General features: G+C 72.8%; 15 protein-coding genes, 1 tRNA gene and 1 pseudogene. 8 read left to right on the forward strand and 9 right to left on the reverse strand.

Annotated features, from left to right (window positions below):
- Position 1: 1 nt before the first annotated feature.
- The 3 genes from ACWGH1_RS17455 to mfd all read right to left on the reverse strand — a co-directional run bounded on the left by ACWGH1_RS17455 (position 2) and on the right by mfd (position 5,809).
- Positions 2-1,504, reverse strand: coding sequence for a protein kinase domain-containing protein (locus ACWGH1_RS17455; RefSeq protein WP_453353615.1), 1,503 nt, complete (start codon positions 1,502-1,504; stop codon positions 2-4).
- Positions 1,501-2,118: a hypothetical protein gene (locus ACWGH1_RS17460; RefSeq protein WP_453353616.1), complete on the reverse strand. Its 618-nt coding sequence runs from the start codon at positions 2,116-2,118 to the stop codon at positions 1,501-1,503. The genes ACWGH1_RS17455 and ACWGH1_RS17460 overlap by 4 nt, the downstream gene beginning before the upstream one ends.
- A 157-nt stretch (positions 2,119-2,275) precedes the next feature.
- Positions 2,276-5,809, reverse strand: a complete 3,534-nt coding sequence (gene mfd, locus ACWGH1_RS17465; protein ID WP_453356667.1) for a transcription-repair coupling factor — start codon at positions 5,807-5,809, stop codon at positions 2,276-2,278.
- Between the two features lie 244 nt (positions 5,810-6,053).
- Between mfd and ACWGH1_RS17470 the strand changes: the two genes are divergently transcribed.
- Positions 6,054-7,454: a DUF2079 domain-containing protein gene (locus tag ACWGH1_RS17470; RefSeq protein ID WP_453408797.1), complete on the forward strand. Its 1,401-nt coding sequence runs from the start codon at positions 6,054-6,056 to the stop codon at positions 7,452-7,454.
- Between the two features lie 85 nt (positions 7,455-7,539).
- Here the strand turns inward: ACWGH1_RS17470 and ACWGH1_RS17475 are convergent, their stop codons facing one another.
- The gene (locus ACWGH1_RS17475) at positions 7,540-10,116 is read right to left on the reverse strand and encodes an ABC transporter permease (protein ID WP_453354732.1); all 2,577 of its coding nucleotides are present in this window, start codon (positions 10,114-10,116) and stop codon (positions 7,540-7,542) included.
- Complete coding sequence (locus tag ACWGH1_RS17480) at positions 10,113-10,889, reverse strand: ABC transporter ATP-binding protein (RefSeq protein ID WP_453354733.1); 777 nt, start codon at positions 10,887-10,889, stop codon at positions 10,113-10,115. Before ACWGH1_RS17480 ends, ACWGH1_RS17475 begins: the two co-directional genes overlap by 4 nt.
- Positions 10,890-11,226: 337 nt before the next feature.
- Here ACWGH1_RS17480 and ACWGH1_RS17485 point away from each other — a divergent pair, with 337 nt between their 5' ends.
- Positions 11,227-12,831, forward strand: coding sequence for an MFS transporter (locus ACWGH1_RS17485; RefSeq protein WP_453354734.1), 1,605 nt, complete (start codon positions 11,227-11,229; stop codon positions 12,829-12,831).
- An 83-nt stretch (positions 12,832-12,914) separates the two neighbouring features.
- Positions 12,915-13,805, forward strand: coding sequence for a hypothetical protein (locus ACWGH1_RS17490; protein ID WP_453354735.1), 891 nt, complete (start codon positions 12,915-12,917; stop codon positions 13,803-13,805).
- Positions 13,806-13,882: 77 nt separating this feature from the next.
- Here ACWGH1_RS17490 and ACWGH1_RS17495 read toward each other — a convergent pair whose 3' ends face one another.
- The 3 genes from ACWGH1_RS17495 to ACWGH1_RS17505 form a co-directional block, all read right to left on the reverse strand.
- Positions 13,883-14,743, reverse strand: coding sequence for a cellulose-binding protein (locus tag ACWGH1_RS17495; RefSeq protein WP_453357875.1), 861 nt, complete (start codon positions 14,741-14,743; stop codon positions 13,883-13,885).
- 162 nt (positions 14,744-14,905) lie between these two features.
- The gene (locus ACWGH1_RS17500; RefSeq protein WP_453408798.1) at positions 14,906-17,185 is read right to left on the reverse strand and encodes an SUKH-4 family immunity protein; all 2,280 of its coding nucleotides are present in this window, start codon (positions 17,183-17,185) and stop codon (positions 14,906-14,908) included.
- Between the two features lie 7 nt (positions 17,186-17,192).
- Positions 17,193-18,188, reverse strand: a complete 996-nt coding sequence (locus ACWGH1_RS17505; RefSeq protein ID WP_453352386.1) for an SMI1/KNR4 family protein — start codon at positions 18,186-18,188, stop codon at positions 17,193-17,195.
- 229 nt (positions 18,189-18,417) lie between these two features.
- Between ACWGH1_RS17505 and ACWGH1_RS17510 the strand changes: the two genes are divergently transcribed.
- On the forward strand, positions 18,418-18,951 hold the full coding sequence (locus ACWGH1_RS17510; RefSeq protein WP_453352387.1) for a YwqJ-related putative deaminase: 534 nt from the start codon (positions 18,418-18,420) through the stop codon (positions 18,949-18,951).
- A 5-nt stretch (positions 18,952-18,956) separates the two neighbouring features.
- The gene (locus ACWGH1_RS17515; protein WP_453352388.1) at positions 18,957-19,463 is read left to right on the forward strand and encodes an SUKH-3 domain-containing protein; all 507 of its coding nucleotides are present in this window, start codon (positions 18,957-18,959) and stop codon (positions 19,461-19,463) included.
- Positions 19,464-19,466: 3 nt separating this feature from the next.
- On the opposite strand, the gene ACWGH1_RS17520 is transcribed toward ACWGH1_RS17515, so the two are convergent.
- Complete coding sequence (locus ACWGH1_RS17520; RefSeq protein WP_453352389.1) at positions 19,467-20,717, reverse strand: sensor histidine kinase; 1,251 nt, start codon at positions 20,715-20,717, stop codon at positions 19,467-19,469.
- A gap of 132 nt (positions 20,718-20,849) precedes the next feature.
- Between ACWGH1_RS17520 and ACWGH1_RS17525 the strand changes: the two are divergent.
- The 3 genes and pseudogenes from ACWGH1_RS17525 to glmU all read left to right on the forward strand — a co-directional run.
- Positions 20,850-21,752 (forward strand): annotated as a pseudogene (locus ACWGH1_RS17525) (hypothetical protein); the annotation flags it as partial.
- 14 nt (positions 21,753-21,766) lie between these two features.
- Positions 21,767-21,837: transfer RNA gene (locus ACWGH1_RS17530), tRNA-Gln, on the forward strand.
- Positions 21,838-21,960: 123 nt separating this feature from the next.
- Positions 21,961-23,409 carry a bifunctional UDP-N-acetylglucosamine diphosphorylase/glucosamine-1-phosphate N-acetyltransferase GlmU gene (glmU, locus tag ACWGH1_RS17535; protein ID WP_453352390.1) on the forward strand — a complete coding sequence of 483 codons (1,449 nt, stop codon included), beginning with the start codon at positions 21,961-21,963 and terminating at the stop codon, positions 23,407-23,409.
- The last annotated feature ends 30 nt before the right edge of the window (positions 23,410-23,439 follow it).

The raw sequence follows: 23,439 nt of genomic DNA on the forward strand, positions 1-23,439 counted from the left end.
GTCAGCGGACCTGGCCGAGCCACTGCAGGGTGCGGCGGATCTCCGAGGGGAGCGGGTGCGCCGGTCCGTGCAGCCGGTCCGCGTCGAACAGCAGCCGGACCAGGGTGTCGTGGGCCGCAGCCCGGTCGCCCATGGACAGCAGCAGGTGCGCTATCCGGCGCCGGACCTCCAGCGGCAGGCCCGGGTCCGGGTTGGCGTAGTGGTTCTCGAACAGCGGGAGCAGGGAGCGGTATTCGGCGAGGGCCGCCGCCGGCTCCCCGAGCTGTTCCAGGCACTGCGCGGCGTCGTAGCGGAAGCGCAGCGCCTGGGCGTCCCCGGCGGGGAACTCGTCGGCGAGCCAGCGCAGTTCGGGCAGCGCCCGGCGGTACTGGCCGTCGTCCATCAGCGTCGCCGCGTACTGCTTGCGCAGGGAGCGGACCACCGGCGAGTGCTCCCCGTGCTCGGCGGCCGCCGCCGGCAGGATGCCGCCGAGGATGTCCCCGGCCTGGGTGAGCTGCCCCTGGTCCAGCAGCTTGCGCGCCTCGTCCACCGCTCCCGGGATGTCCGGCCGGGGCGCCGCCGGGGGCTGCGGCGGGACCTGCGCGGCGGTGGCGCGGTCGGGCCAGGGGGCCTGGGGGCGCAGGAAGGGCCGGGTCGGGTCGAGCGGCCCGGAGGGGGCGCCGCCCTGGCGGGGCAGCAGCGGCGCGAGGGCCTCGTAGACCGCCTGCGCCGAGCCGGGCCGGTCCTGCGGGTCCTTGGCCAGCAGGTGCAGGAGTACGGCCTCCAGCGCGTGCGGGATCTCGGGCCGTACCCGGCGCACCGGCGCCGGGGGCTCGTACAGGTGCCGGTGCAGGACGCCCAGCGCGGTCGACCCGGCGAAGGGGACGTTGCCGCTGAGGAGTTCGTACAGCAGCACACCGAGCGCGTAGAGGTCGGTGTACGGGCCCACGGCGCCGCCCATGGCCTGCTCGGGGGCCATGTAGGCGGGGCTGCCTATGGGGGTGCCGGTGCTGGTGAGACGGGTGGTGTCGGTGTCCATCACTGAGGCGACGCCGAGGTCCAGCACCAGCACGGTGCCGTCCGGACGGACCATCACGTTGCGCGGCTTCAGGTCGCGGTGCACGATCGGCACCGCGTGCACCGCCGACAGCACGGAGCACAGCTGCGCGGCCACGGCGACGGCCCACGGCCACGGGTACGGGCTGTGCTCCACGAGGTGGTCGGCCAGGTTGGAGCCCTCGACGTGCCCCATCACCAGGAAGAGTTCGTCGCCGTCGTTGCCCGCGTCGTGCACCGTGACCAGCCCCGGGTGGTCGACCTGCGCCGTCACCCGGCATTCGCGCACGAAGCGGCGGCGCAGCTCCTCGGCGACGGTGCCGGGACCGGCGACCTTGTCGGGGCGCAGCAGCTTGACGGCGACGCGGCGGTCCAGGCGCCGGTCGTAGGCGGTCCACACCTGGCCCATGCCGCCCTGGCCGAGGATGGAGGCGAGCTGGTAGCGCTCGCCGATCAGCCGGTCGGTCACTGCTCCGGGCCCTGCACGGCGGTCTGGTTCGGGTCCTGGTGGGGGCCGCCGGGCGGCGGGGTCTGCTTGCGCAGCAGTTCGCTGAGCTCGTCGAGCTCGGCGCGGACCTGCCCGATGCGCGGCGGCGGGGTCGGCTGCGGCGGGACCTGCGGCGGCGGGGGCGCGACCGGCGTCGTCCGCGCGGGCGGGTAGCCGTAGGCGGGCGTGGTCTGCTGCGGGTTCGGGTAGGGCGGGTGCTGCGCCGGGTACCAGTGGGCGGCGGGGGCGGCCGCCTGCTTCTCGTGGTGGCGGATGTCGGCGACGAGGAAGTACACACAGGTGGCGAAGCCGGTGAGGAGCGTACCGCCGGCGCCGGTGTTGCCCTGCCAGCCGCTGGTGTCCGGGGTCGGGTCCGCGCCGATCAGCGCGATCCAGCCGACGGACAGCACGCAACTGAGCGCGAGCAGCGTCCAGTCCCGGGCGGCGCGGGTCACGATCGCGAGCCGCAGCATGGTGCCCCAGGCCAGGAATCCGCAGCTCAGGACCGGCAGCAGCGCGAACAGCACGCGCAGCGCCACCACTCCCTCGTTACGGGACTGGTGATGATGCTGCGGCGGGATGCCGGGGGCGTGCATCGGTGCTCCTGACGGGCCGAGCGGAAGGGTTGCGGGTATGAGCGTATACAGCGATTCCGGCCATGGTGACGGGATGTGCCCAACCGTTGTACGGTCGCCGCACGATCCCCGGCGAGGCGGCCGGAACAGGGGGTTCCGGGCCGCCTCGCGTGCGGTGTTACGAGCCGAGGACGGTGGTGAGGAATTCGCCCGTCCACGCCAGCAGTTCCCGCCCGACCAGCGGCTTCCCGCCGACCCTCGCGGTCTTCGGCCGCGGGATCAGCACCTGTGAGGCGGCCGGCTTGAGCACCGCCCCCGGGTAGAGCCGCTTCAGCCGCAGCTCCTGCGATTCGCGCAACTCCACCGGGCCGAACCGGACGTTGGATCCCTGGAGGGTGATGTCGCCGACCCCGCAGGCGCGGGCCAGCATCCGCAGCCCCGCCACCAGCAGCAGGTTCTCCACCGGCTCGGGCAGCTTGCCGTAGCGGTCGGTCAGCTCCTCCCGTACGGCCTTGACGTCGGCCTCGGAGTTCGCCGACGCGATGGACCGGTACGCCTGGAGGCGCAGCCGCTCGCCGGGCGCGTAGTCGTGCGGGACGTGCGCGTCGACCGGCAGCTCGATCTTGACCTCCAGCGGCGGCTCCTCCTCCACCCCGCCCTGCACGGCGGCCCGGTAGTCGGCCACCGCCTCGCCGACCATGCGGATGTACAGGTCGAAGCCGACGCCGGCGATGTGGCCGGACTGCTCGCCGCCCAGCAGGTTGCCCGCGCCGCGGATCTCCAGGTCCTTCATCGCCACGTACATGCCGGCGCCCATCTCGGTGTGCTGGGCGATCGTCGCGAGCCGCTCGTGCGCGGTCTCGGTCAGCGGCTTCTCCGGCGGGTAGAGGAAGTACGCGTACCCGCGCTCGCGGCTGCGGCCGACCCGGCCGCGCAGCTGGTGCAGCTGGGAGAGGCCGAAGTTGTCGCCGCGCTCCACGATGAGGGTGTTGGCGTTGGAGATGTCGATGCCCGACTCGACGATCGTGGTCGAGACGAGCACGTCGAACTTCTTCTCCCAGAAGTCCACCACGACCTGCTCCAGGGCCTGTTCGGACATCTGCCCGTGCGCCGTCGCGATCCGCGCCTCGGGCACGATCTCGCGCAGCTTCGCGGCGGCCCGGTCGATGGACTCGACCCGGTTGTGGATGTAGAAGCACTGGCCCTCGCGCAGCAGCTCGCGCCGGATGGCCGCGCCGATCTGCTTCTCCTCGTAAGGGCCCACGAAGGTCAGCACCGGGTGCCGCTCCTCCGGCGGGGTGGTGATGGTCGACATCTCGCGGATGCCGGTCACCGCCATCTCCAGGGTGCGCGGGATCGGCGTCGCCGACATGGTCAGCACGTCGACGTTGGCCCGCAGCTTCTTCAGCTGCTCCTTGTGCTCGACGCCGAAGCGCTGCTCCTCGTCGACGATGACCAGGCCCAGGTCCTTGAACTTCGTCTCCTGCGAGAACAGCCGGTGCGTGCCGATGACCACGTCCACCGAGCCCTCGCGCAGCCCCTCCAGGGTGGCTTTGGCCTGGGTGTCGCTCTGGAACCGCGACAGCGCCTTCACGTTGACGGGGAACTGGCTGTAGCGCTCGGAGAAGGTCCCGAAGTGCTGCTGCACGAGCAGGGTGGTGGGGACGAGGACGGCGACCTGCTTGCCGTCCTGGACCGCCTTGAAGGCCGCGCGGACCGCGATCTCGGTCTTGCCGTAGCCGACGTCGCCGCAGACCAGGCGGTCCATCGGGACGGACTTCTCCATGTCCTCCTTGACCTCGGCGATGGTGGTGAGCTGGTCGGGCGTCTCCGCGTACGGGAAGGCGTCCTCCAGCTCCCGCTGCCAGGGCGTGTCCGGGCCGAAGGTGTGGCCGGGTGCCGCCATCCGCGCGCTGTAGAGCTTGATCAGGTCGGCGGCGATCTCCTTGACGGCCTTCTTCGCGCGCGCCTTGGTCTTCGTCCAGTCGGCGCCGCCGAGCCGGTGCAGGGTCGGGGCCTCGCCGCCGACGTACTTCGTGACCTGCTCCAGCTGGTCGGTGGGGATGTACAGCCGGTCGCCGGGCTGGCCGCGCTTGGCCGGCGCGTACTCCACCAGGAGGTACTCGCGGGTGGCGCCCTGGACGGTGCGCTGCACCATCTCGATGTAGCGGCCCACGCCGTGCTGCTCGTGGACGATGTAGTCGCCGGTCTCCAGCGTGAGGGGGTCGATGGACTTGCGCCGCCGGGTCGGCATCCGGCCCAGGTCCTTGCTGGCGGTGCGCTGGCCCGTCAGGTCGGTCTCGGTCAGGACGGCGATCTTGCGGTCCGGGTCCACGAAGCCCTGGTCGAGCGAGGCGCACGCCACGTGCACGATCGACGGCTCCAGGGCGCGCAGGTCCGCCTCCAGGCGGGCCGCGATGCCCTCGCCGCCGAGCACCTCGACGGTACGGGCGGCCGGGCCGTGGCCCTCGGTCAGGTAGACGGTGTGCCAGCCGTCGGCGATCCACGCCTTGGTGTCGGCGAGCGCGCGGGCGGTGTCGCCGCGGTAGGCCTCGGGGGCGTGCATGCCCAGCTTGAGGGTGTCGGCGCTCAGATCGGTGTCGCCGGCGGCGAACGGGGACACCGACCACCACATCATGCCCAGCTCACGGGCCCGGTCGCGGACGTCCGCGATGCCGCGCAGCGAGGCCGCGCCGACGTCGATGGGCGCGTCCCCGCCGCCGGCGGTGGCCGCCCAGGACGCCATCAGGAACTCCTGCGAGGTCGCCACCAGGTCGGCGGCCCGCGTCCGCACCCGCTCCGGGTCGCAGACGACCGCCATGGACCCGGCCGGCAGGACGTCGATCAGCAGTTCCATGTCGTCGACGAGGACGGGCGCGAGGGACTCCATGCCCTCGACGGCGATCCCCTCCGCGATCTTGTGGAGCAGTTCGCCGAGCTCCGGGTGGGCCTCGGCCAGCGCCGCCGCCCGTTCCCGCACGTCGTCGGTCAGCAGCAGCTCCCGGCACGGCGGCGCCCACAGCCCGTGCTCGGCGATCTCCAGCGAGCGCTGGTCGGCGACCTTGAAGTAACGGATCTCCTCGACCTCGTCGCCCCAGAACTCCACGCGCAGCGGGTGTTCCTCGGTGGGCGGGAACACGTCCAGGATGCCGCCGCGCACCGCGAACTCGCCGCGCTTCTCCACCAGCTCGACCCGCGCGTACGCGGCGGCGGCCAGCGCCTCGGTGACCTGCCCCAGATCGACGCTCTCGCCCTGCCGCAGACTCACCGGAACCAGCTCGGCCAGCCCCTTGACCTGCGGCTGTAGCACCGAGCGGATCGGCGCGACCACGACACTGACGGGGCCCGCCGCCGGGTCGTCCTTGCTGGGGTGCGCCAGTCGGCGCAGCACCGCGAGCCGCCGGCCCACGGTGTCGCTGCGCGGCGAGAGCCGCTCGTGCGGCAGCGTCTCCCAGGAGGGGTAATCCGCCACCTCGTCGGCGGGCAGGAAGGACCGCAGCGCCGCCGCCAGGTCCTCCGCCTCGCGCCCGGTGGCGGTCACCGCGAGCACCGTCCGCCCGGTGCGCCGGGCCAGCGCGGCGATCGTGAAGGGCCGCGCGGCGGGCGGGCCCACCAGGTCGACGTGCATCCGGTTGCCGTCCCCGGCCGCCGCGACCGCCTCGGCGAGGGCGGGATCCCGGGTGACGGCGTCGAGCAGTCCGTGCAGGCTCATGAAAGCGGCTTTCCGTCCGGTGAAGGGGCAACGCGAAGGACCCGACACGTGAACGGGCCGGGGGCTCCCAGCGTACGACGCGCCGCCGACACCCGCGCGAGGGATTACCGACGCTCCACCCCGCGGTGCATCCCGCCGTTCCGCTCCCCCTGCCGCTCTACGATGTCCGGACGTACCGACCGAGCGTGCCGCGTCGCCCTGCCGGGCAAGGGTTCACCCCGACCGGCAGAGGGAGCACCACCGCGTGACGACAGACGCCATAGCCGGGCCCGCCGCCGTCCTCCGGGGCGCGGCGGGCCGGTGCTCCCGCCGCGCCGAGCCGTACGCACTCGCCGCCCTGCTGTTCGCCGCGTACGCCGTGCTCTCCCTCTCCCGCCACCGGCGGATGGAGGCCACCTCGTGGGACCTGGGCATATTCGAGGAGGCGGTCAGGGCCTACGCGCACTTCCGGGCGCCCGTCGCCGACCTCAAGGGCCCCGGCGCCAATATCCTCGGCGACCACTTCAGCCCCGTCATCGCCGTGCTCGCGCCCCTCTACCGGCTGTTCCCCGGCCCCGCCACGCTGCTCCTCGCGCAGGCCGCCCTGTTCGCCGTCTCCTCGGTCCCCGTCACCCGCGCCGCGACCCGGCTGCTCGGCCGGGCCCGCGGCCTGGCGCTGGGCGCCGCGTACGGGCTGGGCTGGGGCATCCAGCGGGCCGTCGACTTCGAGTTCCACGAGGTCTGCTTCGCCGTGCCGCTGCTCGCCTTCGCCCTGGAGGCGCTGCTCGCCCGGCGCCCGCGGGCCGCGCTGCTGTGGGGGCTGCCCCTGCTGCTGGTCAAGGAGGACCTCGGACTCACCCTCGCCGTCCTGGCCCTGCTCGTCGCCCGGCGGGCCCGGCACACCGACCGGCGGGCCGCGCTGGCCGCCGCCGCTACCGCGGTCCTCGCCGTGCTCGCGGCCGCCCTCGTGTTCACCGTCGTGATACCGGCCTTCGGCAGCGGTTACGCCTACTGGGAGAAGGCCGGGCACGCCTCGCCGCTGGCCGGGCTCCCCACCAAACTCGACACGCTCGCCTGGGTGCTGGTCCCCACCTCCGGGCTGCTGGCCCTGCGCTCCCCGCTGCTGCTGGTGGCCCTGCCCACCCTCGGCTGGCGGTTCCTGTCCGGCGACGCCCACTACTGGTCCACCGACTGGCACTACAGCGCCGTCCTCATGCCGATCACCGCCCTCGCCCTGGTCGACGCGCTCGCCGGCGCCGGTGCCGCCACCCGGCCGTGGCTGCGCGCCTACGCCCACCAGCTGCCCGGCGCCCTCCTCGCGGCCGCCCTCGCCCTCAGCGCCACCACCCTCCCGCTGGAACGGCTGGGGCACGCGGCCACGTACTCCACGCCCGCCCGCGTCACCGAGGCCGACCGGCTCCTGGCCCGGATCCCCGACGGGGCGGGCGTGGAGGCCGACACCCCGCCGCTGTCCCGGCTGACCTCGCGCTGCCGGGTGTACTGGATCGGCTCCGCCCCGGGGGTGCTGCCGGCCTTCGTCGCCTTCGACGTCTCCTCCGGCTGGGCCGGCGACGACCCGGTCGGCTACGCCCGCCGCCTGCATCCCGGCGCCCGGTTCGGGGTGCTCGGCGAGGCCGGCGGGATCATCGTCCTGCAGCGGCTGTGAACCCGGGCACGACACCGGCCCCGGCCCCGCCCCCGCGGGCAGGACCGGGGCCGGTGTACCCCCGTTGACGACCGCCTCCCGACCGTCAGTCGGTGGCGATCGCGTTCAGTACGTTCATCCGCCCCGCCCGGAATGCCGGGACCAGTGCGGCGAACAGGCCCACCAGGGCCGAGCCGGCGAACACCCCGAGGATCGTCGGCCACGGGATCTCCAGCACCTTCAGGCCCTCCAGGGCCAGCAGCCGCTGCGCCGTCGCGCCCCAGCCCATCCCGAGCCCGAGGCCGAGCAGCGCACCGAACAGGGCGATGACCACCGACTCCAGGCGGATCATGCGGCGCAGCTGGCGCCGGGAGAGGCCGATGGCGCGCATCAGGCCGATCTCCCGGGTCCGCTCGACCACGGAGAGCGCCAGGGTGTTCACGACACCCAGCACCGCGACGATGATCGCGAGGGCGAGCAGCCCGTAGACGATGTTCAGCAGCTGGCCGATCTGGTCGCGCAGGAGCTGCTTGTAGTCGGCCTGGTTGAGCACCTTGTACTGCGGGTACTGCGCCAGCGCCGCCTTGACCCCGTCGTACGCGGCGTCGGCCTGGCCGGACTTGGCGGTGGCCAGCAGCATGAAGGGGCGCGGCAGCTTGTCGGCCGGCAGGTTCGCCTCGGCGACGGCGGTGCTGGTGTACTTCATGCCCTTGTCGAGGTTGCCCTCGTCGCTGGTGATCGCCGCGATCCTCAGCTTGGCCGTCTTGCCGCCGTTGAAGGCGACCGTCAGCTCGTCGCCGAGCTTGAGGTGGTGCTCGGTCGCGTACTGCGAGCCGACCGACATCGCGTTCGGCCCGTACGCGGCCGCGTGCTCGCCGGCCGTCATCGTGCGCCGGATGTCCTTGGCGTACGTGGGGTCCTGCGCGCCCAGGCCGTCGTCGGTGGTGGACCCGTCGGGAGCGGTGATCTTCACCGGGATCTCGCGGTACGCGGTGACGTGGTCAAGCTTCGCGGCGGCCCGCAGCGCCTGCTCGGCCTGCGGCACGACCGGCTGGCCGGACGGGGCGTTGACGATGTAGTCCGCGCCGACCGACTTGTCGAGCTCGGCGGTCGCGGAGGCCACCATCGAGGAGCCGACCACCGACAGGCAGGCGACCAGCGCCAGACCGATCATCAGGGCGGCGGCGGTGGCGCCCGTACGGCGCGGGTTGCGCAGCGCGTTGCGCTCCGCGAGCCGCCCGACGGAGCCGAAGGGCCGCAGCACCGGCGCGGCCAGCACCCGCACGACGATCCCGGCGAGGAAGGGGCCGACCACGATGAACCCGATGAGGGTCAGCACGACGCCGAGCCCCAGCCACAGCGAGCCCTGCGCGGCCTTGTCGGCCACCCCGGCCAGGTAGAGCGCGGCGCCGCCGAGCCCGGTCAGCACCAGCCCGAACGCGGCCCGGATCCGGCCCGCCCGCTTGTCGCCGGGGGTACCGGCCTCGCGCAGCGCGGCCATCGGCGAGACCTTCCCGGCGCGGCGGCCGGGAACGTAGGCGGAGACGACGGTGACGAGGATGCCGAGGAACAGGCCGACGGCGGGGGTGGTCCAGGCGACGGTCAGGTCGTCGGTGGACAGGTCCATGCCCATCTGGCCCATGAGCTTCATCAGGCCGACGGCCAGCCCCACCCCGGCGCCGACGCCGAGCAGCGAGCCGACGACGCCGAGCAGGAACGCCTCGACGAGGACGGAGCGGTTGATCTGCTTGCGGTCGGCGCCGATGGCGCGCATCAGGCCGATCTCACGGGTGCGCTGGGCGACCAGCATCGAGAAGGTGTTGAAGATCAGGAAGATGCCGACGAGGAAGGCGATCAGCGCGAAGCCGAGCATCGCGTACTTCATGACGTTGAGGAAGGAGCCGACGCTCTTGCGGTTGGCGTCCGCGGCTTCCTTGGCGGTCTGCAGCTTGTACGTGTCCGCGCCGACGGCCTTGGCGATGTTCTGCTTGAGCTGCTCGTCGCCGACCCCGTCCTTGGCGGTGACGTTGACGTGCGTGAAGCTGCCCGGGGCGCCGAGCAGCAGCTGCTGGGCGGTGGCGGTGTCGAGGTAGACGACGGTGGCGCCCGGGTTGGTCACGGTGAAGGACGCGATACCGACGATCCTGGCGCGGTTGTCGCCGGTGACGGCGATCGTGCGGATGTCGTCCCCGAGCGCGAGGTGGTGCTTCTTCGCGGTGTCGGCGTCGATCATCACCTCGGCCGGGCCGCGCGGGGCGTGACCCGAGGTGATCTTCATGGACTTGAGCTCGTTCTCGGTCCAGCTGCCCGCGAGGGTCGGGGCGCCGCTGTCCGAACCGAGGTTCTCGTTGCGGGCGTTGACGACGGTGACGGACGCCGAGATCACCCCGCCCTCGGCGGCCTTGACGCCTTCGATCTTCGAGACCCGCTCGACGACCTGGCCCGCCAGCACCTCGGGCTTGCCGCTGTCGCCGGGCGCCCGGGCCGCGTCGGGCTCCTTCGGACTCACCGTGACGTCGGAGCTGGTGACCGCGAACAGCTTGTCGAAGGTGGTGTTCATGGTGTCCGTGAACACCAGCGTGCCGCAGACGAAGGCGACGGAGAGCAGTACGGCGACGGCGGAGAGGGCCATGCGCCCCTTGTGCGCGACGAAGTTGCGCCGCGCGGTCTTCATGACGGTCACGAGGTCCGCCCGCGCGCGTCGAAGTCCTTCATCCGGTCGAGGACCTGGTCGGCGCTCGGGTTCGCCATCTCGTCCACGATCCGGCCGTCGGCGAGGAAGATGACGCGGTCCGCGTAGGAGGCGGCGACCGGGTCGTGGGTGACCATCACGATGGTCTGGCCGAGCTCGTCCACGGACTGGCGCAGGAAGCCGAGGACTTCGGCACCGGCCCGGGAGTCGAGGTTGCCGGTCGGCTCGTCGCCGAAGATGATCTGCGGCCGGGAGGCGAGGGCGCGGGCGACCGCCACGCGCTGCTGCTGGCCGCCGGAGAGCTCGGTCGGGCGGTGCTTGAGCCGGCCCGCCAGGCCCACCGTCTCCACCACCCGGGCCAGCCACTGGGGGTCGGGCTTGCGGCCGGCGATGTCCATGGGGAGCGTGATGTTCTCCAGGGCGTTCAGCGTCGGCAGCAGGTTGAACGCCTGGAAGATGAAGCCGATCTTGTCGCGGCGCAGCTGGGTGAGCTTCTTGTCCTTGAGGCCGGTGATCTCGGTGTCGTCCAGCTGGATGCGGCCGCTGGTCACGGTGTCCAGACCGGCCAGGCAGTGCATCAGGGTGGACTTGCCGGAGCCGGAGGGACCCATGATCGCGGTGAACCGGCCGCGGTGGATGTCCACGTCGACCCGGTCGAGCGCGACGACCCGGGTCTCGCCCGAGCCGTACGCCTTGACGACCTCGCGCGCCCGGGCCGCGACGGCGGAATGCCCCCCAGTGCCCCCCTGCCTGGTTTCGGTCATTGCCGTTGTCACGGTGTTTCCCCTCGTCGGTGGCCGGCGCTGCTCGCCGTTCGAATTCTGCTGAGCGGGCCCGTGCGGCGCACTGGTGCCCATCGCCGGGTCCGTACGGGGGTTACCCCCACCCCCGACCGGGCCCCGCTCATATGAACCAGTTAAGGACCCCCCGGCCCCCGCCACCTCCTCCGCCGGGACGAAAGGCCCCTCGCTCTTTGTGTGGAGGGAACCCTTAGGGGTCTCCGCCTTTCGGGAGGGCGGGCCTCGGGGATACCGTCGGCCGCGGCCCGGTGAGAGGGTGTTCCCCGCACACGCGTGCACAGTGGAGGGGACTTCGGTGGCCATGGGGGAGAGCACGGGGAGCCGCCCCGGGGAGGGCGCGCGCAACCGCACCGGGCGAAACGTTTCGGCCAATACCGGGAAGGCGGAGGCGGCAGCAACGGAGGCGGACCCGGTCCCGGCCGGACGGCCGAAGACCGCCGTCGTCGCCGCCCTGATGCTGACCATGGGCCTCGTCGCCCTCGACGGTGCCATCGTCTCCACCGCCGTCCCCCAGATCGTCGGCGACCTCGGCGGCTTCTCCGTCTTCTCCTGGATCTTCGCCGGTTACGTCCTCGCCGGCACCGTCACCCTGCCCGTCTACGGGAAGCTCTCCGACACCTACGGCCGCAAGCCCGTCCTGCTCATCGGCATCGGCCTGTTCCTCATCGGCTCGCTGCTGTGCGCGGCCGCCTGGAACATGGCCGCCCTCATCGCCTTCCGCATCCTCCAGGGCCTGGGCGGCGGCGCCCTCCAGGGCACGGTCCAGACCCTGGCCGCCGACCTGTACCCGCTCAAGGACCGCCCCCGCATCCAGTCCCGGATGACCGTCGTCTGGGCGACCTCGGCCGTCGGCGGCCCCGCGGTGGGCGGCGTCATCGCCACCTACGCGGACTGGCGCTGGATCTTCCTGCTCAACCTGCCGCTCGCGCTCGCCGCGCTGGCCGTCATCGTCCGCCACCTCACCGAACCCGCACGGTCCCCGGCGCGGCGCGGCCGCATCGACTGGGCGGGCGCGCTCGGGGTGTTCGCCTGCGGCGGGGTGGTGCTGTTCGCCCTCGTCCAAGGCGGTGTCGCCTGGCCCTGGCTCTCCGCGCCCTCCCTCGGCCTCCTGACCGCCGGCGCCCTGCTGGCCGCCCTGGTCGTCCGGGTGGAACGCCGGGCCGAGGAGCCGATCCTGCCCGGCTGGGTGTGGCGCCGGCGCACGATCGCCGCCGTCAACCTCGCCATGGCAGCCCTCGGCCTGCTCATGGCGGCCCCGCAGGTCTTCATGCCGACCTACGCCCAGGCCGTGCTCGGCCTCGGCGCCGTCAACGCCGGCCTGGTCGCCTCCGCCATGACCCTGACCTGGCCCATCACCGCCGCCTTCGCCCAGCACGTCTACCGGCGCATCGGCTTCCGCGACACCGCCGCCACCGGGGTCGGACTGGCCGCGCTGGTCCTGTTCTCCTTCACCCTGCTCCCCTACCCGGCCCGGCCCTGGCAGGCCGCGGTGGTCATGCTGCTGCTCGGCGCCGCCCTGGGGCTCTTCCAGCTCCCGCTGATCGCCGGGGTCCAGTCCACCGTGGTCTGGGCGGAACGGGGCACGACGACGGCCTCCGTCCTGTTCTCCCGGCAGGTCGGCCAGAGCGTGGGAGCGGCCCTGATGGGAGCCGTCGCCAACGCCACCATCGCCGCCCGGCTGACGCGGGCCCCCGTCCCCGGGCTGCCGGACCACCTGGACGACGTATCGAAGGCACTGGACCGGCCCGAACTGCTCCCCCGGGCCGCCGCCGACCACCTGCGGGGCGCCGTGGACGCCGCCGTGCACCACATCTTCCTCGGCGCGGCGGCGGCCGCCGTGGCCGCGCTGCTGATCCTGCTGACGGTGGCGCCCCGGAAATTCCCGGTCCTGCCGGGCCAGGAGTAGCCCCCGCGAGTTGTCATGCCCCGGGCCGGCGGGTATCTCTTCGGGGGGCGATCCACCGCCCTGCGACACCACACGGGGGACCCATGACTTCCGCACTCCTCGCCCTGGCCTTACTCGCCGCCCTGGCCGGCCCGGCCACCCTGCGGCTCTACCACCACCCCGGCTTCGTCACCGGCCGCGACGGCCGCCTCTCCACCTCCACCACCCTCGCCCTGGCCTGGACCGTCATCCTGGTCTGGCTGCTGCTCACCTGCCTCGGCTACGGACTGACGGCCGGGGGCGGAATCACCTGGTTCCAGGGCGAACACGGCCCGCTGTCCAACCTGGCGACGGTCTACCTGCCGCTGCTCGGCGGCCCCTACCTGGCGCTGATCGGGGCGAAGACGGTCGTCGGCATCCGCGTGGGCAACGGCAGCCTCGCCAAACCGGCCCCCAAGCCGACCACGACGGGCCGGCGGCCACTGCGGGAACTGATCGCGAACGACAGCGGCCGCACGGACCTGGTCGACCTCCAGTACGTGGCGCTGAGCGCGGTCACGATGCTCTACGTCGTCCTCTTCTTCCTCGCCGACGTCGGCGGCGGACTGCCGCGGCTGCCCGGGGAGATCTGGGCCCTGACCGGAGCCCCGGCGGGGGCGTACCTGGTGAACAAGCTGGCCACCCGGGCCAATCCGGTGATCACGCACGTCACCCTGGCCGACGGCGTCCTCACCGTCGAGGGCGGCGGCTTCGACGACGCCCGCGTGACGGTGGCCGACACCGTCGTCCCCGTCACCTGCGACCCCCTGACGGGCACCCTCACCGCCCCGCTGCCCAGCCCCCCGCCCACCCCGTTCCCGGTGGTGGTCACCTCCCACGGCCTGCGCAGCGACCCGTACCTCGTCACCACCCCGGCACCGGCACCGGCCACCCCGACGCCGACCGCGCTCCCGGCGCCCGCACCCGCACCGGTCAGGGACGCCGTCCAGCGGTAACCCCTCCCGGCCCAGCCGGCGTTCGAGACGCGGAGGCGGGGCGGGGCCCCGAAAGCCGGGCTGAGCGGGGGGCCCGCTCAGCCCTCCGCCGGAGCCCGCCCCGTCAACGCCGCCAGGCTCGACCGCACGTGGTTCATGTGCGCCCGCATCTCCTCCTGTGCCTGCCCGTGCTCGCGCAGCAGCCGCTCCGTCTCCCGCCCCACCCGCTCCTCCCGCACCCGCGCCGCCGCGACCAGCTCCGCACCCCGCGCCTCCGCGTCCTCCTGCCCGTGCCGCGCCGCCTCCTCCGCCTCCGCGAAGCCCCGCCGCGCCCCCGCCAGCCGCGCCTCCGCCAGCCGCTCCAGCTCCGCCAGCCGCGCCTGCGTCTCCGCCTCCCGCACGGCGATCTCCCGCTCCGCCGCCTCCCAGCGCTCCCGCTGCTCCTGCTCCCGCTCCGCCACCAGCACGTCCGCCCGGCGGCGCGTCTCCACCAGCGCCGCGTGCGCCTCCGCCCGCCACCGCGCCGCGTCGTCCCGGGCCTCGCCCCGCGCCTCGTCCGCCTCGCGCTGCGCCCGCTCCAGCCCCTGCCGCGCCCGCACCTCGGTCTGCTCGACCACCGCGTGCGCGTCCTGCCGCGCCAGCTCCGCCACCCGGTCCGCGTACGCGTCCGCCGCACCCAGCGTCGCCGACGCGTCCGCGCGCGCGTCCCCCCGTACGGCCTCCGCCTCCTCCTGCGCCAGCGCCAGGATCCGCCGCGCCCGCTCGCTCAGCTCGTCGTACGTCTGCGGCGCCAGCGCGGCCACCGCCTCCCGCAGCCGGTCCGCCTCGGCCTCCATCCGCTTCGCGAGGACCGTCAGCCGTGCCACCCGCTCCCAGGCCTCGTCCCGGCTGCCCGACAGCCGCGCGAGACACCGGTCGACCTGATCCGCCCGGTAACCACGACCGCGCGCGGTCGACAAACCCTGAGGTCCCTGAGGTGACATCGGTGCACTCATCCTGGAAGCGCCTCTCTCGCGGGGATTCCCGTCAAGGATGCGCCATTTGCTCCCAGAAGCCGGAATGGCCGGGCCGGGAACCCTGCACGAGGGTCCCGGCCCGGCCACTGCGGCCGACGGGTGCGATCAGAGCAGCCCGTCCCACATCTGCTCCAGCAGCACCGACCACCAGCTCTCCGGCGAAGCCAGCGCCGCACTGTCGAGCCCCGCCAGATTCGCCTGGAAATCGACGGTCCAGCGCCCCGCCTGCTCCGGCGTCAAATGCTGGCGCAACCGCCACATCTGACCCAGCATCGCCAGCGACCGCACGAACTGCGGCAGGCTCGAATTCACGAACTGCGGCGGCACCGGCGCCCCGCCCGGCCCGGCCTCGACCGGAACCGCCACGATGTGCGCCGTCCCGTACTGCACGCACAGCGCCTTGCCGAAGTCACTGCCGACCACCAGGTACGAACCCGCGTCCGACGCCGGCTGCACCTGCCGCTGCGCCGCCAGCTCCGCCAGCGTCGGCAACGGCTGACCCGGCACCGCCTGCGCCCAGAAGAACGGCCCGAAGTCCACCGGGAGACCGGACCACATCAGCGTCTGCGCCACGATCTCCGGCACGCCCTGACGGGACACCGCCCGCTGCTCGAACCGGAACACGCCCTGCGGCCCGAACGCCCCCGCCAGTTCCTGCGCGATCGCCTCCAGCGGGATCGCCGGCTGCAACGGAACCTGCGGCAGCGGCGCCCGCACCGGCGCCGGACGCGCCGGACCGTCCGCCACCTGGTGCAGTTCGCTCTGGTGGGTGATCAGATGGTGCATGCCCTGCTGACGGCTGGCGTGGTCCGTCCCGTACGGGGCCACGCTCGTGATCCGCACCTGTGGCCAGGTCTCCCGGATCATCCGCGCGCAATAGCCGCCGGGCAGCTCGCACGACGCCAGCTCCGTGTGCAGCTCCAGCACCTGCTGCGGCGGCACGTTCATCGCCCGCAGCTCGTACAGGATCTGCCACTCCGGGTGCGGCGTGCCCGGCGCCGAACGCCGGATCAGCTGCTGCTCGGACCCGTCGGGCGCGCGGTAGCGCAGCACGGCCTGGTAGCCGGGACCCACCGTGGGGACCCCGGGCTGCGCCACGGGAGCAGGGCCGGGCTGCGGCCCGCCGGGCACGGGCCCGGGAGGGGCGGGCGGGCCGGGCGGCTGCGGTACGCCGGGATGCGCCAGCATCGTGGCGGCGTGGTGCGCCCCGCCACCGGGCACCCCGGGAGCCGCGGGAACACCGGGCGGCGCGGGCGGAGCCGGCGGCCCCACCACAGCAGGGCCCGCCAGCATCGTCGCAGCGTGATCGAGACCGCCACCCGGCCCACCAGAAGCACCGGGAACCCCGGGCGGACCCGGAGGCACACCAGGACCCGGCGGCGGCCCCGGCGGAGCCGGCGGCCCCACCACAGCAGGACCGGCCAACATCGTCGCAGCGTGATCAAGCCCACCACCCGGCGCACCAGAAGCCCCCGGCAGCGCGGGAGGCGCGGACGGCACATCGGCCGGCGCACCGGCCGCTGCCTCGGAAACCCCCGGCCGTGACACCCGCGCCTTGCTCGTCGGCGCGTCCGCGATCTCCGCGGCCCCCTCCCTCAAGGCCGGCGCTATGGCGGTCCGCGGCAGCCGGCTGCCCCCGGCCATCAACGTCGTCTTCGCCTCCGGAGCCACCCCCGACGCGGGCGCCGGGACACCGTCCTCCAGGTCCGACCCCGACAGCGGCGGCGCGAACACCGTCGCCGGCAACGGCACGGACGGCTCGTCCGCACCGGAGTTCACATCCGTGCCCGCCCAGGGCGTCGTCCCCGCCGGGACCCCGTCATTGGCGGTCGGCTCGTACGGCACCTCGCCCCCGCGACGGGGCGGCTCCGCGCCGGAAGGAGCGCCCGGAGCATCCGGAACCGCAGCCGCACCGGACGAATCGGCCGGAACACCGGAACCACCGGACGCACCGGCATCCCCGGCCGCACCGGAACCACCGACCCCCGAGGAGTCCGCCCCCGCCGGGGTGATCCCCGCCCGGTCCGCCGCCTCCTGCAACCACTCCGGCGGACTCAGCATGAACGACGTCTGCTCCGAGTCGATCCGCGGCGACGGCACCGAAGCCTCCGCCACCGGCGCCGGCCCCGCCCCGTACTCCTCCTCGTACCGGCGGATCACCTCACCCACCGGCAACCCCGGCCACAACGTCACCTCACCGCTGTCCCGTGCGATGACCAGCCGCTGGCGGCCACCACCGGACACCGCAACCCCCGCACGGTCCTCCGACCACACCACGAAGCCGAGCCCGAACTCCCGAACCCGCACCTCACGGTGCTGGTACGCGGGCACATCCCCGTTGATCCACTCCTCGGCGCGCTCCTGCGCCTGCGCAAACGTCACCACCGCGCCGTCACCCCTCCACCGCAGCGGCACCCGCCACGGGAACCGAGCGTGCGAATCCGCCGTCCACCATCAGACCGGCCACCGTCTCCAACTCCGGCGGACTGCCCGCCAGCCGCTCCAGAAAGGCGTCGAAATCAGCACCGCACGGCAGCAACAGCCGCTCCACGCGCTCCTGCACGGACCATCCGTCCCGGTCCCGTGCGTCGTCGTACGGAGAGAACCACACGGAGCCGATCCCCTCACCCTTCACCTTCACCGCGAGCAACCCGCCCTGCACGAAGGCCACGCACAGGTAGTCCTTCGTCAGATGGTCCCGCAGACACTTGTTGACGTACACCAGGTCATTGACCGCCGCCTCCTCACGCACCGTGAAGAACGGCTGGTCCACCAGCAGACCCAGCTCCACGTCCAGCCCCGTACCCACCGGCGCACAACCCCCGGCCGCCTTCAGGAACGACCGGTACGCCTCCGGCAGCCGGTACCCGAGGTCCTCCTCGACACCCTGGACCTGCCGCTCCGACACCGAAACCACCGATTTCGGCAGCTCCAAGTGCAACGGACGCACCTCCTGCAAGGGCCGCGTACCACGCTTGTCGTGGTCCACCGGCGCCGTCGCCAGCCCCGCATGGTGCCGCAGCAACGCCTTCACCTCGACCGGTACGAGCTCCAGCCGGCGCGAGCCCGCCACGTGGTGCCACGTCCAGCCGTGCGGAGTCGCCACCGCGCCGACCGTGTCCCACAACTCGTGGCCCACCGCCCGCATCGCCGCGTTCGCGGACACGTAGTCCGTCAGACGCAGCTCGTCCACACCGAAACCCTCCGGCGGCTCCGCGATCTCCACCGCCGCCCGCGCGTACGGAGAGAAATCAGGATGCCCCTCACCGCTCATCCGGACACCGTGCGGATGCCGGGCAGCCCGGACCGGGTCCGGAAAGTGCACGACCTGCCCCGAATAAGCGGCGTTGGGTGGCGGGGCCTGCTGCCCGAGCCGACCTGTCGTCATGGCGGTAGCCCCCTGCTGGATCTGGCTGGTTCACCACAGCCTATGTGCTCCCGCAAGAGCGACAGCCGCCTACCGGCCCCCCACCGACAGCACAACCCGCAACATCCGAATTGATACGAAAATTCGACCCCGCTTCCACACCACACGGGACATTTGACAGGCTGTCCCCTCAGCACGGGGGCGTGCGCGACAGCGGCCACCACCGCCGCCACGGGAGGGAAGAGCGACCATGCAGCACACGGCAACACGCGCGGACCACGCCGAACCGGCACCCACCGGCGCCACCGGCGACCCCCGCCTGCGCTGGAGCGCCACCGACGGGCACCCCGTCCCCGTACTCCGCTTCCGCCGCGACGGCATCCTGCCCACCATCGCCGCGGCCCTCTCCGTACGCGGCGAAACCCCCCTCACCGGCACCGCCGGCAAAGCCGACCAGCCCCCCGCACTGCACCCCCTGGTCCAGGACTACCTCGACACCCTCACCAGCAGCCAGCGCGAACGCTTCACCGGCCGCTGCCCGGAAGCGATACTCCTCTCCCGCCACATCACCACCACCGAAGCCGCCCGCAGCAAACGCGCCTCCCGCAAACCCCTCAGCGCGAGCGAAGCCCGCCGCTCCCTGAAACACGCCAAGATCACCGCCCGGCACATCCGCGAAGACGGCGACCCCCTCCACGGCACCTACGCACCCCCCTGCCGCTCCTGCCAGGCCCTCCTCGCCCACTTCGGCGTACGCCCCGTCGACCTCACCCACTCCGAGTAGCCGCCATGACCACCTCCGCGTCCTACGACCGCTCCTCAGCCACCCGCTTCCCCACCCCCATCGACGCCGCCCTGCGCACCGCCGGCTGGGAACCCGGGCGCTGGGACATCAAGCAGGCCGAATACTGGGCCGACGCCCTGCGCGACCACACCACCCCCGCCGGGCACCGCCACACCGTCTTCCCGGCCGCCGTCGAAGCCTGGGCCGAATTCGGCGGCCTCACCGTCACCGCCCCCGGACCGGGCCGGCAGATAGCCCCCACCCCCGTCCGCCTCGACCCGCTCACCGGCCTCCACCTCGCCCGCACCTTCGCCGACCTCGGCCGCGCCCTCTCCAGCGAGCTCAGCCCGCTCGGCATCGACACGGACACCGGCTCCCACCTCGCCATCGACCGCGAAGGCCGGGTCTACGCCATCGACCACACCGGCGACTGGTACCTCGGCGCGTCCCTCGACGAAGCCCTCACCCTCCTCCTCACCGGCCTCCAGCCCACCCGCCTCACCACCGGCTGAGAGCTACCCGCGCACGCACGGCAGCACGGCCGACACCCGGAAGCCACCCGAGTCCGTCGGCCCCGCCACGAACACCCCGCCGAGCCCCAGCACCCGCTCCCGCATCCCCACCAGACCGTTCCCCCCGCTCGGCAGACCGGCCCCGCCCGCCTCCCCGTCACACGGCCCGTTCTCCACCTGCATGGCCACCTCACCCTCCCGATGGGCCAGCCGCACCACCACCTCGGCACCCGGCGCGTGCTTGTGGCAGTTGGTCAACGCCTCCTGCACCACCCGGTACGCCGTCTGCTCCACCTCCGCCGCGTACCCCGGCCGCTCCCCCCGCACGTCCAGCTCCACCACCATCCCCGCCGCCCGGGACTGCCCCACCAGCACCTCCAGCTCCGCCAGCGACGGCCCCTCCTCCACCACCGTGACGGCGGCGACCGAGGCCACCGGCTCCAACCGCTTCGGCGCCTCCGCCCGCAACACCCCCAGCATTTCCCGCAGCTCCGTCAACGCCTGCCGGCCCATGTCCCCCACAAGCGCCGCGTTCCGCGCCGCCTTCACCGGATCCTTCGCCGCCACCGCCTGCACCGCCGCCGCGTGCACCACCATCAACGACACCCGGTGCGCCACCACGTCGTGCATCTCCCGCGCGATCCGCGTCCGCTCCTCCGTACGCGCCCACTCGGCCCGCTCCTCGGCCCGGTCCGCCAGCAGCGACAACTCGCGCTCCAGCGAATCCGCCCGCTCGTGCAGGCTCTCCATCAGCCGGCGCCGCGCGCCGACGTACATGCCGAGCAGCACCGGCGGCACGGTCAGCGCCACCGCCACGAAGACCGACAGCGAGATCACCAGGGTCGGCGTCACCCCCGGCTCGTCGTCGGTCCGCAGGTACATCACCACCAGCGTCGCGACGAGCGACATCGCCGTCAGGATCGCCGTGACCCGCCGAGGCACCTCGCACGCGGCCAGCGTGTACAGCCCGACCACGCCCAGCAGGAACCCCATCACCGCCGGCGTCACCGCGATCGCCACCAGCACCACGGCCACCGGCCACCGGCGCCGCAGCACGAGCGTGGCCCCCACCACGAACCCGAACACCACCCCGAGCACCACCGGCACCCCGGCCTCGCGGGCGAACCCCACCCCTTCCCACGCACACTCCAGGGCGGACACCGCCCCGATCCCCACGTCCGCCACGACGTCCCGCCGCCGCTCCCACCACAAAGGCGGCCCAGCGCGGCCTTGCTCTTCCCCCGTACTGGTCATGCCGTCCAGCGTACGCAGCGCCCCCACCACGGACCGGCCTGATTTTCCGGCAAACCGCCGGTAATCGCACGTACGACTGAATGTTCCGCTGACCGACACCCGACCCCCCGCATTCCGGACGGCATTGGCGACATGACCGAAATCCGACGTCGCCCCGGCGACGGCACCGGCGGACTCCGCACGGGCGCCACGACCTACGAATCCCTCCGCGAGCAGGCGGTCGCCCTCCGCCGCGACGGTCTCAGCCGCCGCCAGATCCGCGACCGCCTGCACGTCCACAACAACGACATCCTGAACCGCCTGCTGGAGGGCGAACCCGCCCCCGAATGGACCAAGCGCCCGAACACCAAGGACGACCTCCGCGCGAAGGCCCGCGAACTGCGCCTCCAGGGCATGACCTACGACGAGATCCAGGTCGAGCTGGGCTGCTCGAAGAGCTCCATCTCCCTCTGGGTCCGCGACCTCCTGAAGCCGGAGCGGCGCCGCACGCCGGAAGAGGCTTCTGCGATCGCCAAGCGGGACTGGGAGCGGACTCTCGACACACGCGACGAGGAGCGGCGCCGCATCAAGCAGGAGGCCGCGGCCGAGATCGGCGAGCTCTCGGAACGGGAACTGTTCATTCTCGGCGTCGGCCTCTACTGGGCAGAGGGCAGCAAGGACAAAACCTACGACCGGCGCGAGCGCGCGATCTTCGTCAACAGCGACCCGGCGATGATCCGTACCTACCTCACTTGGCTGCGCCTGCCGGGCGTCGACGGCAACCAGATCCGCTGTGCGATCACGATCCACGAGTCGGCCGACATCCCGGCGGCAGAGAAGTTCTGGGTGGACCTCGTGGGCGAGAGCGGGGCCGTGTTCCTCAAGACCACACTGAAGCGCCACAATCCGAAGACGGCGCGAAAGAACACCGGCGAGAACTACCACGGCTGTCTCGCGGTCCGCGTACTCCAAAGCGCCGGTCTGTACCGTCGCATCGAAGGCTGGTGGTGCGGCATAGTAGGGGCTGCAGCCGCAGCCGATCACCAATATCGGACACAACAGGCGAACTATCCCGGATCGTCTAAGGGCAGGACAAATGGTTTTGGTCCATTGAATGAGGGTTCGAATCCTTCTCCGGGAGCTCACACAAATCAGTTGCTCAAGTTCGGGTCCTGACCTCCATGGTCGGGACCCGGCCTCGTTTCCGGGGTTCGGGCCACCGGTATCCTGCACGGGTCCACCCCCGAAGCCGAAGGGCACCCCCGTGAGCGCACCCCGCCCGGCAGCCGTCGTCGTACTCGCAGCGGGTGAAGGCACCCGCATGAAGTCGGCCACTCCCAAGGTTCTGCACGAGATCGCCGGGCGCTCGCTCGTCGGTCACGTCGTCGCCGCCGCGCGCGAGCTGGACCCCGCGCACCTCGTGGTCGTCGTCGGCCACGCCCGCGAGAAGGTCACCGCGCACCTCGCCGAGATCGACGCGGGTGTCCGTACCGCCGTCCAGTACGAGCAGAACGGCACCGGGCACGCCGTCCGGATGGCCCTCGAAGAGCTGGGCGGCGAGATCACCGGGACGGTCGTGGTCGTCTGCGGTGACACCCCGCTGCTGACCGGCGAGACCCTCGCCGCCCTCGTCGCCACGCACGGCGCCGACGGCAACGCCGTCACCGTGCTGACCGCCGAGGTACCGGACTCCACCGGCTACGGGCGGATCGTCCGCGACGCCGCGACGGGCGCCGTGACGGCCATCGTCGAGCACAAGGACGCCACCGACGCCCAGCGCGCGATCCGTGAGATCAACTCCGGCGTCTTCGCCTTCGACGGGGCGCTGCTGAGCGATGCGCTCGGCAAGGTGCGCACCGACAACAGCCAGGGCGAGGAGTACCTGACCGACGTCCTCGGCATCCTGCGCGAGTCCGGCCACCGGGTCGGCGCGGCCGTGGGCGCGGACCACCGGCAGATCCTCGGGATCAACAACCGGGTGCAGTTGGCACAGGCGCGTGCGCTGCTGAACGCGCGGCTGCTGGAGCGGGCGATGCTGGCGGGCGTGACGGTGGTGGATCCGGCGAGCACGTTGGTGGACGTGTCGGTGACGTTCGGGCAGGACGCGCTGATCCACCCGGGTACGCAGCTGTTGGGCGGCACGCACGTCGGGGAGGGGGCCGAGGTCGGTCCGAACACCCGGCTGACGGACACCCGGGTCGGTGCGGGGGCGCGGGTCGACAACACGGTGGCGGACTCCGCGGTGATCGGGGAGTCGGCGAGCGTGGGTCCGTTCGCGTACCTGCGTCCGGGGACGGTTCTCGGCGCGAAGGCCAAGGCCGGTACGTACGTGGAGATGAAGAACGCGACGATCGGCGAGGGCACCAAGGTGCCGCACCTGTCGTACGTGGGGGACGCGACGATCGGCGAGTACACCAACATCGGTGCGGCGAGCGTCTTCGTGAACTACGACGGTGAGCACAAGCACCACACGACGATCGGTTCACACTGCAAGACGGGCTCGGACAACATGTTTGTGGCTCCCGTCACGGTCGGGGACGGCGCTTACACGGCGGCCGGGTCCGTGATCACGAAGGACGTGCCGGCGGGTGCGCTGGCCGTGGCCCGTGGCCAGCAGCGGAATATCGAGGGCTGGGTGGCCCGCAAGCGTCCGGGGAGCGCCGCTGCCGCGGCGGCCGAGTCGGCGGTCGGGGAGGACTCGGGGCCGCGTTGAGCGGTTGTCCGGGTGAACTGACCGGAAACA

Source organism: Streptomyces sp. NPDC054883, assembly GCF_053610645.1.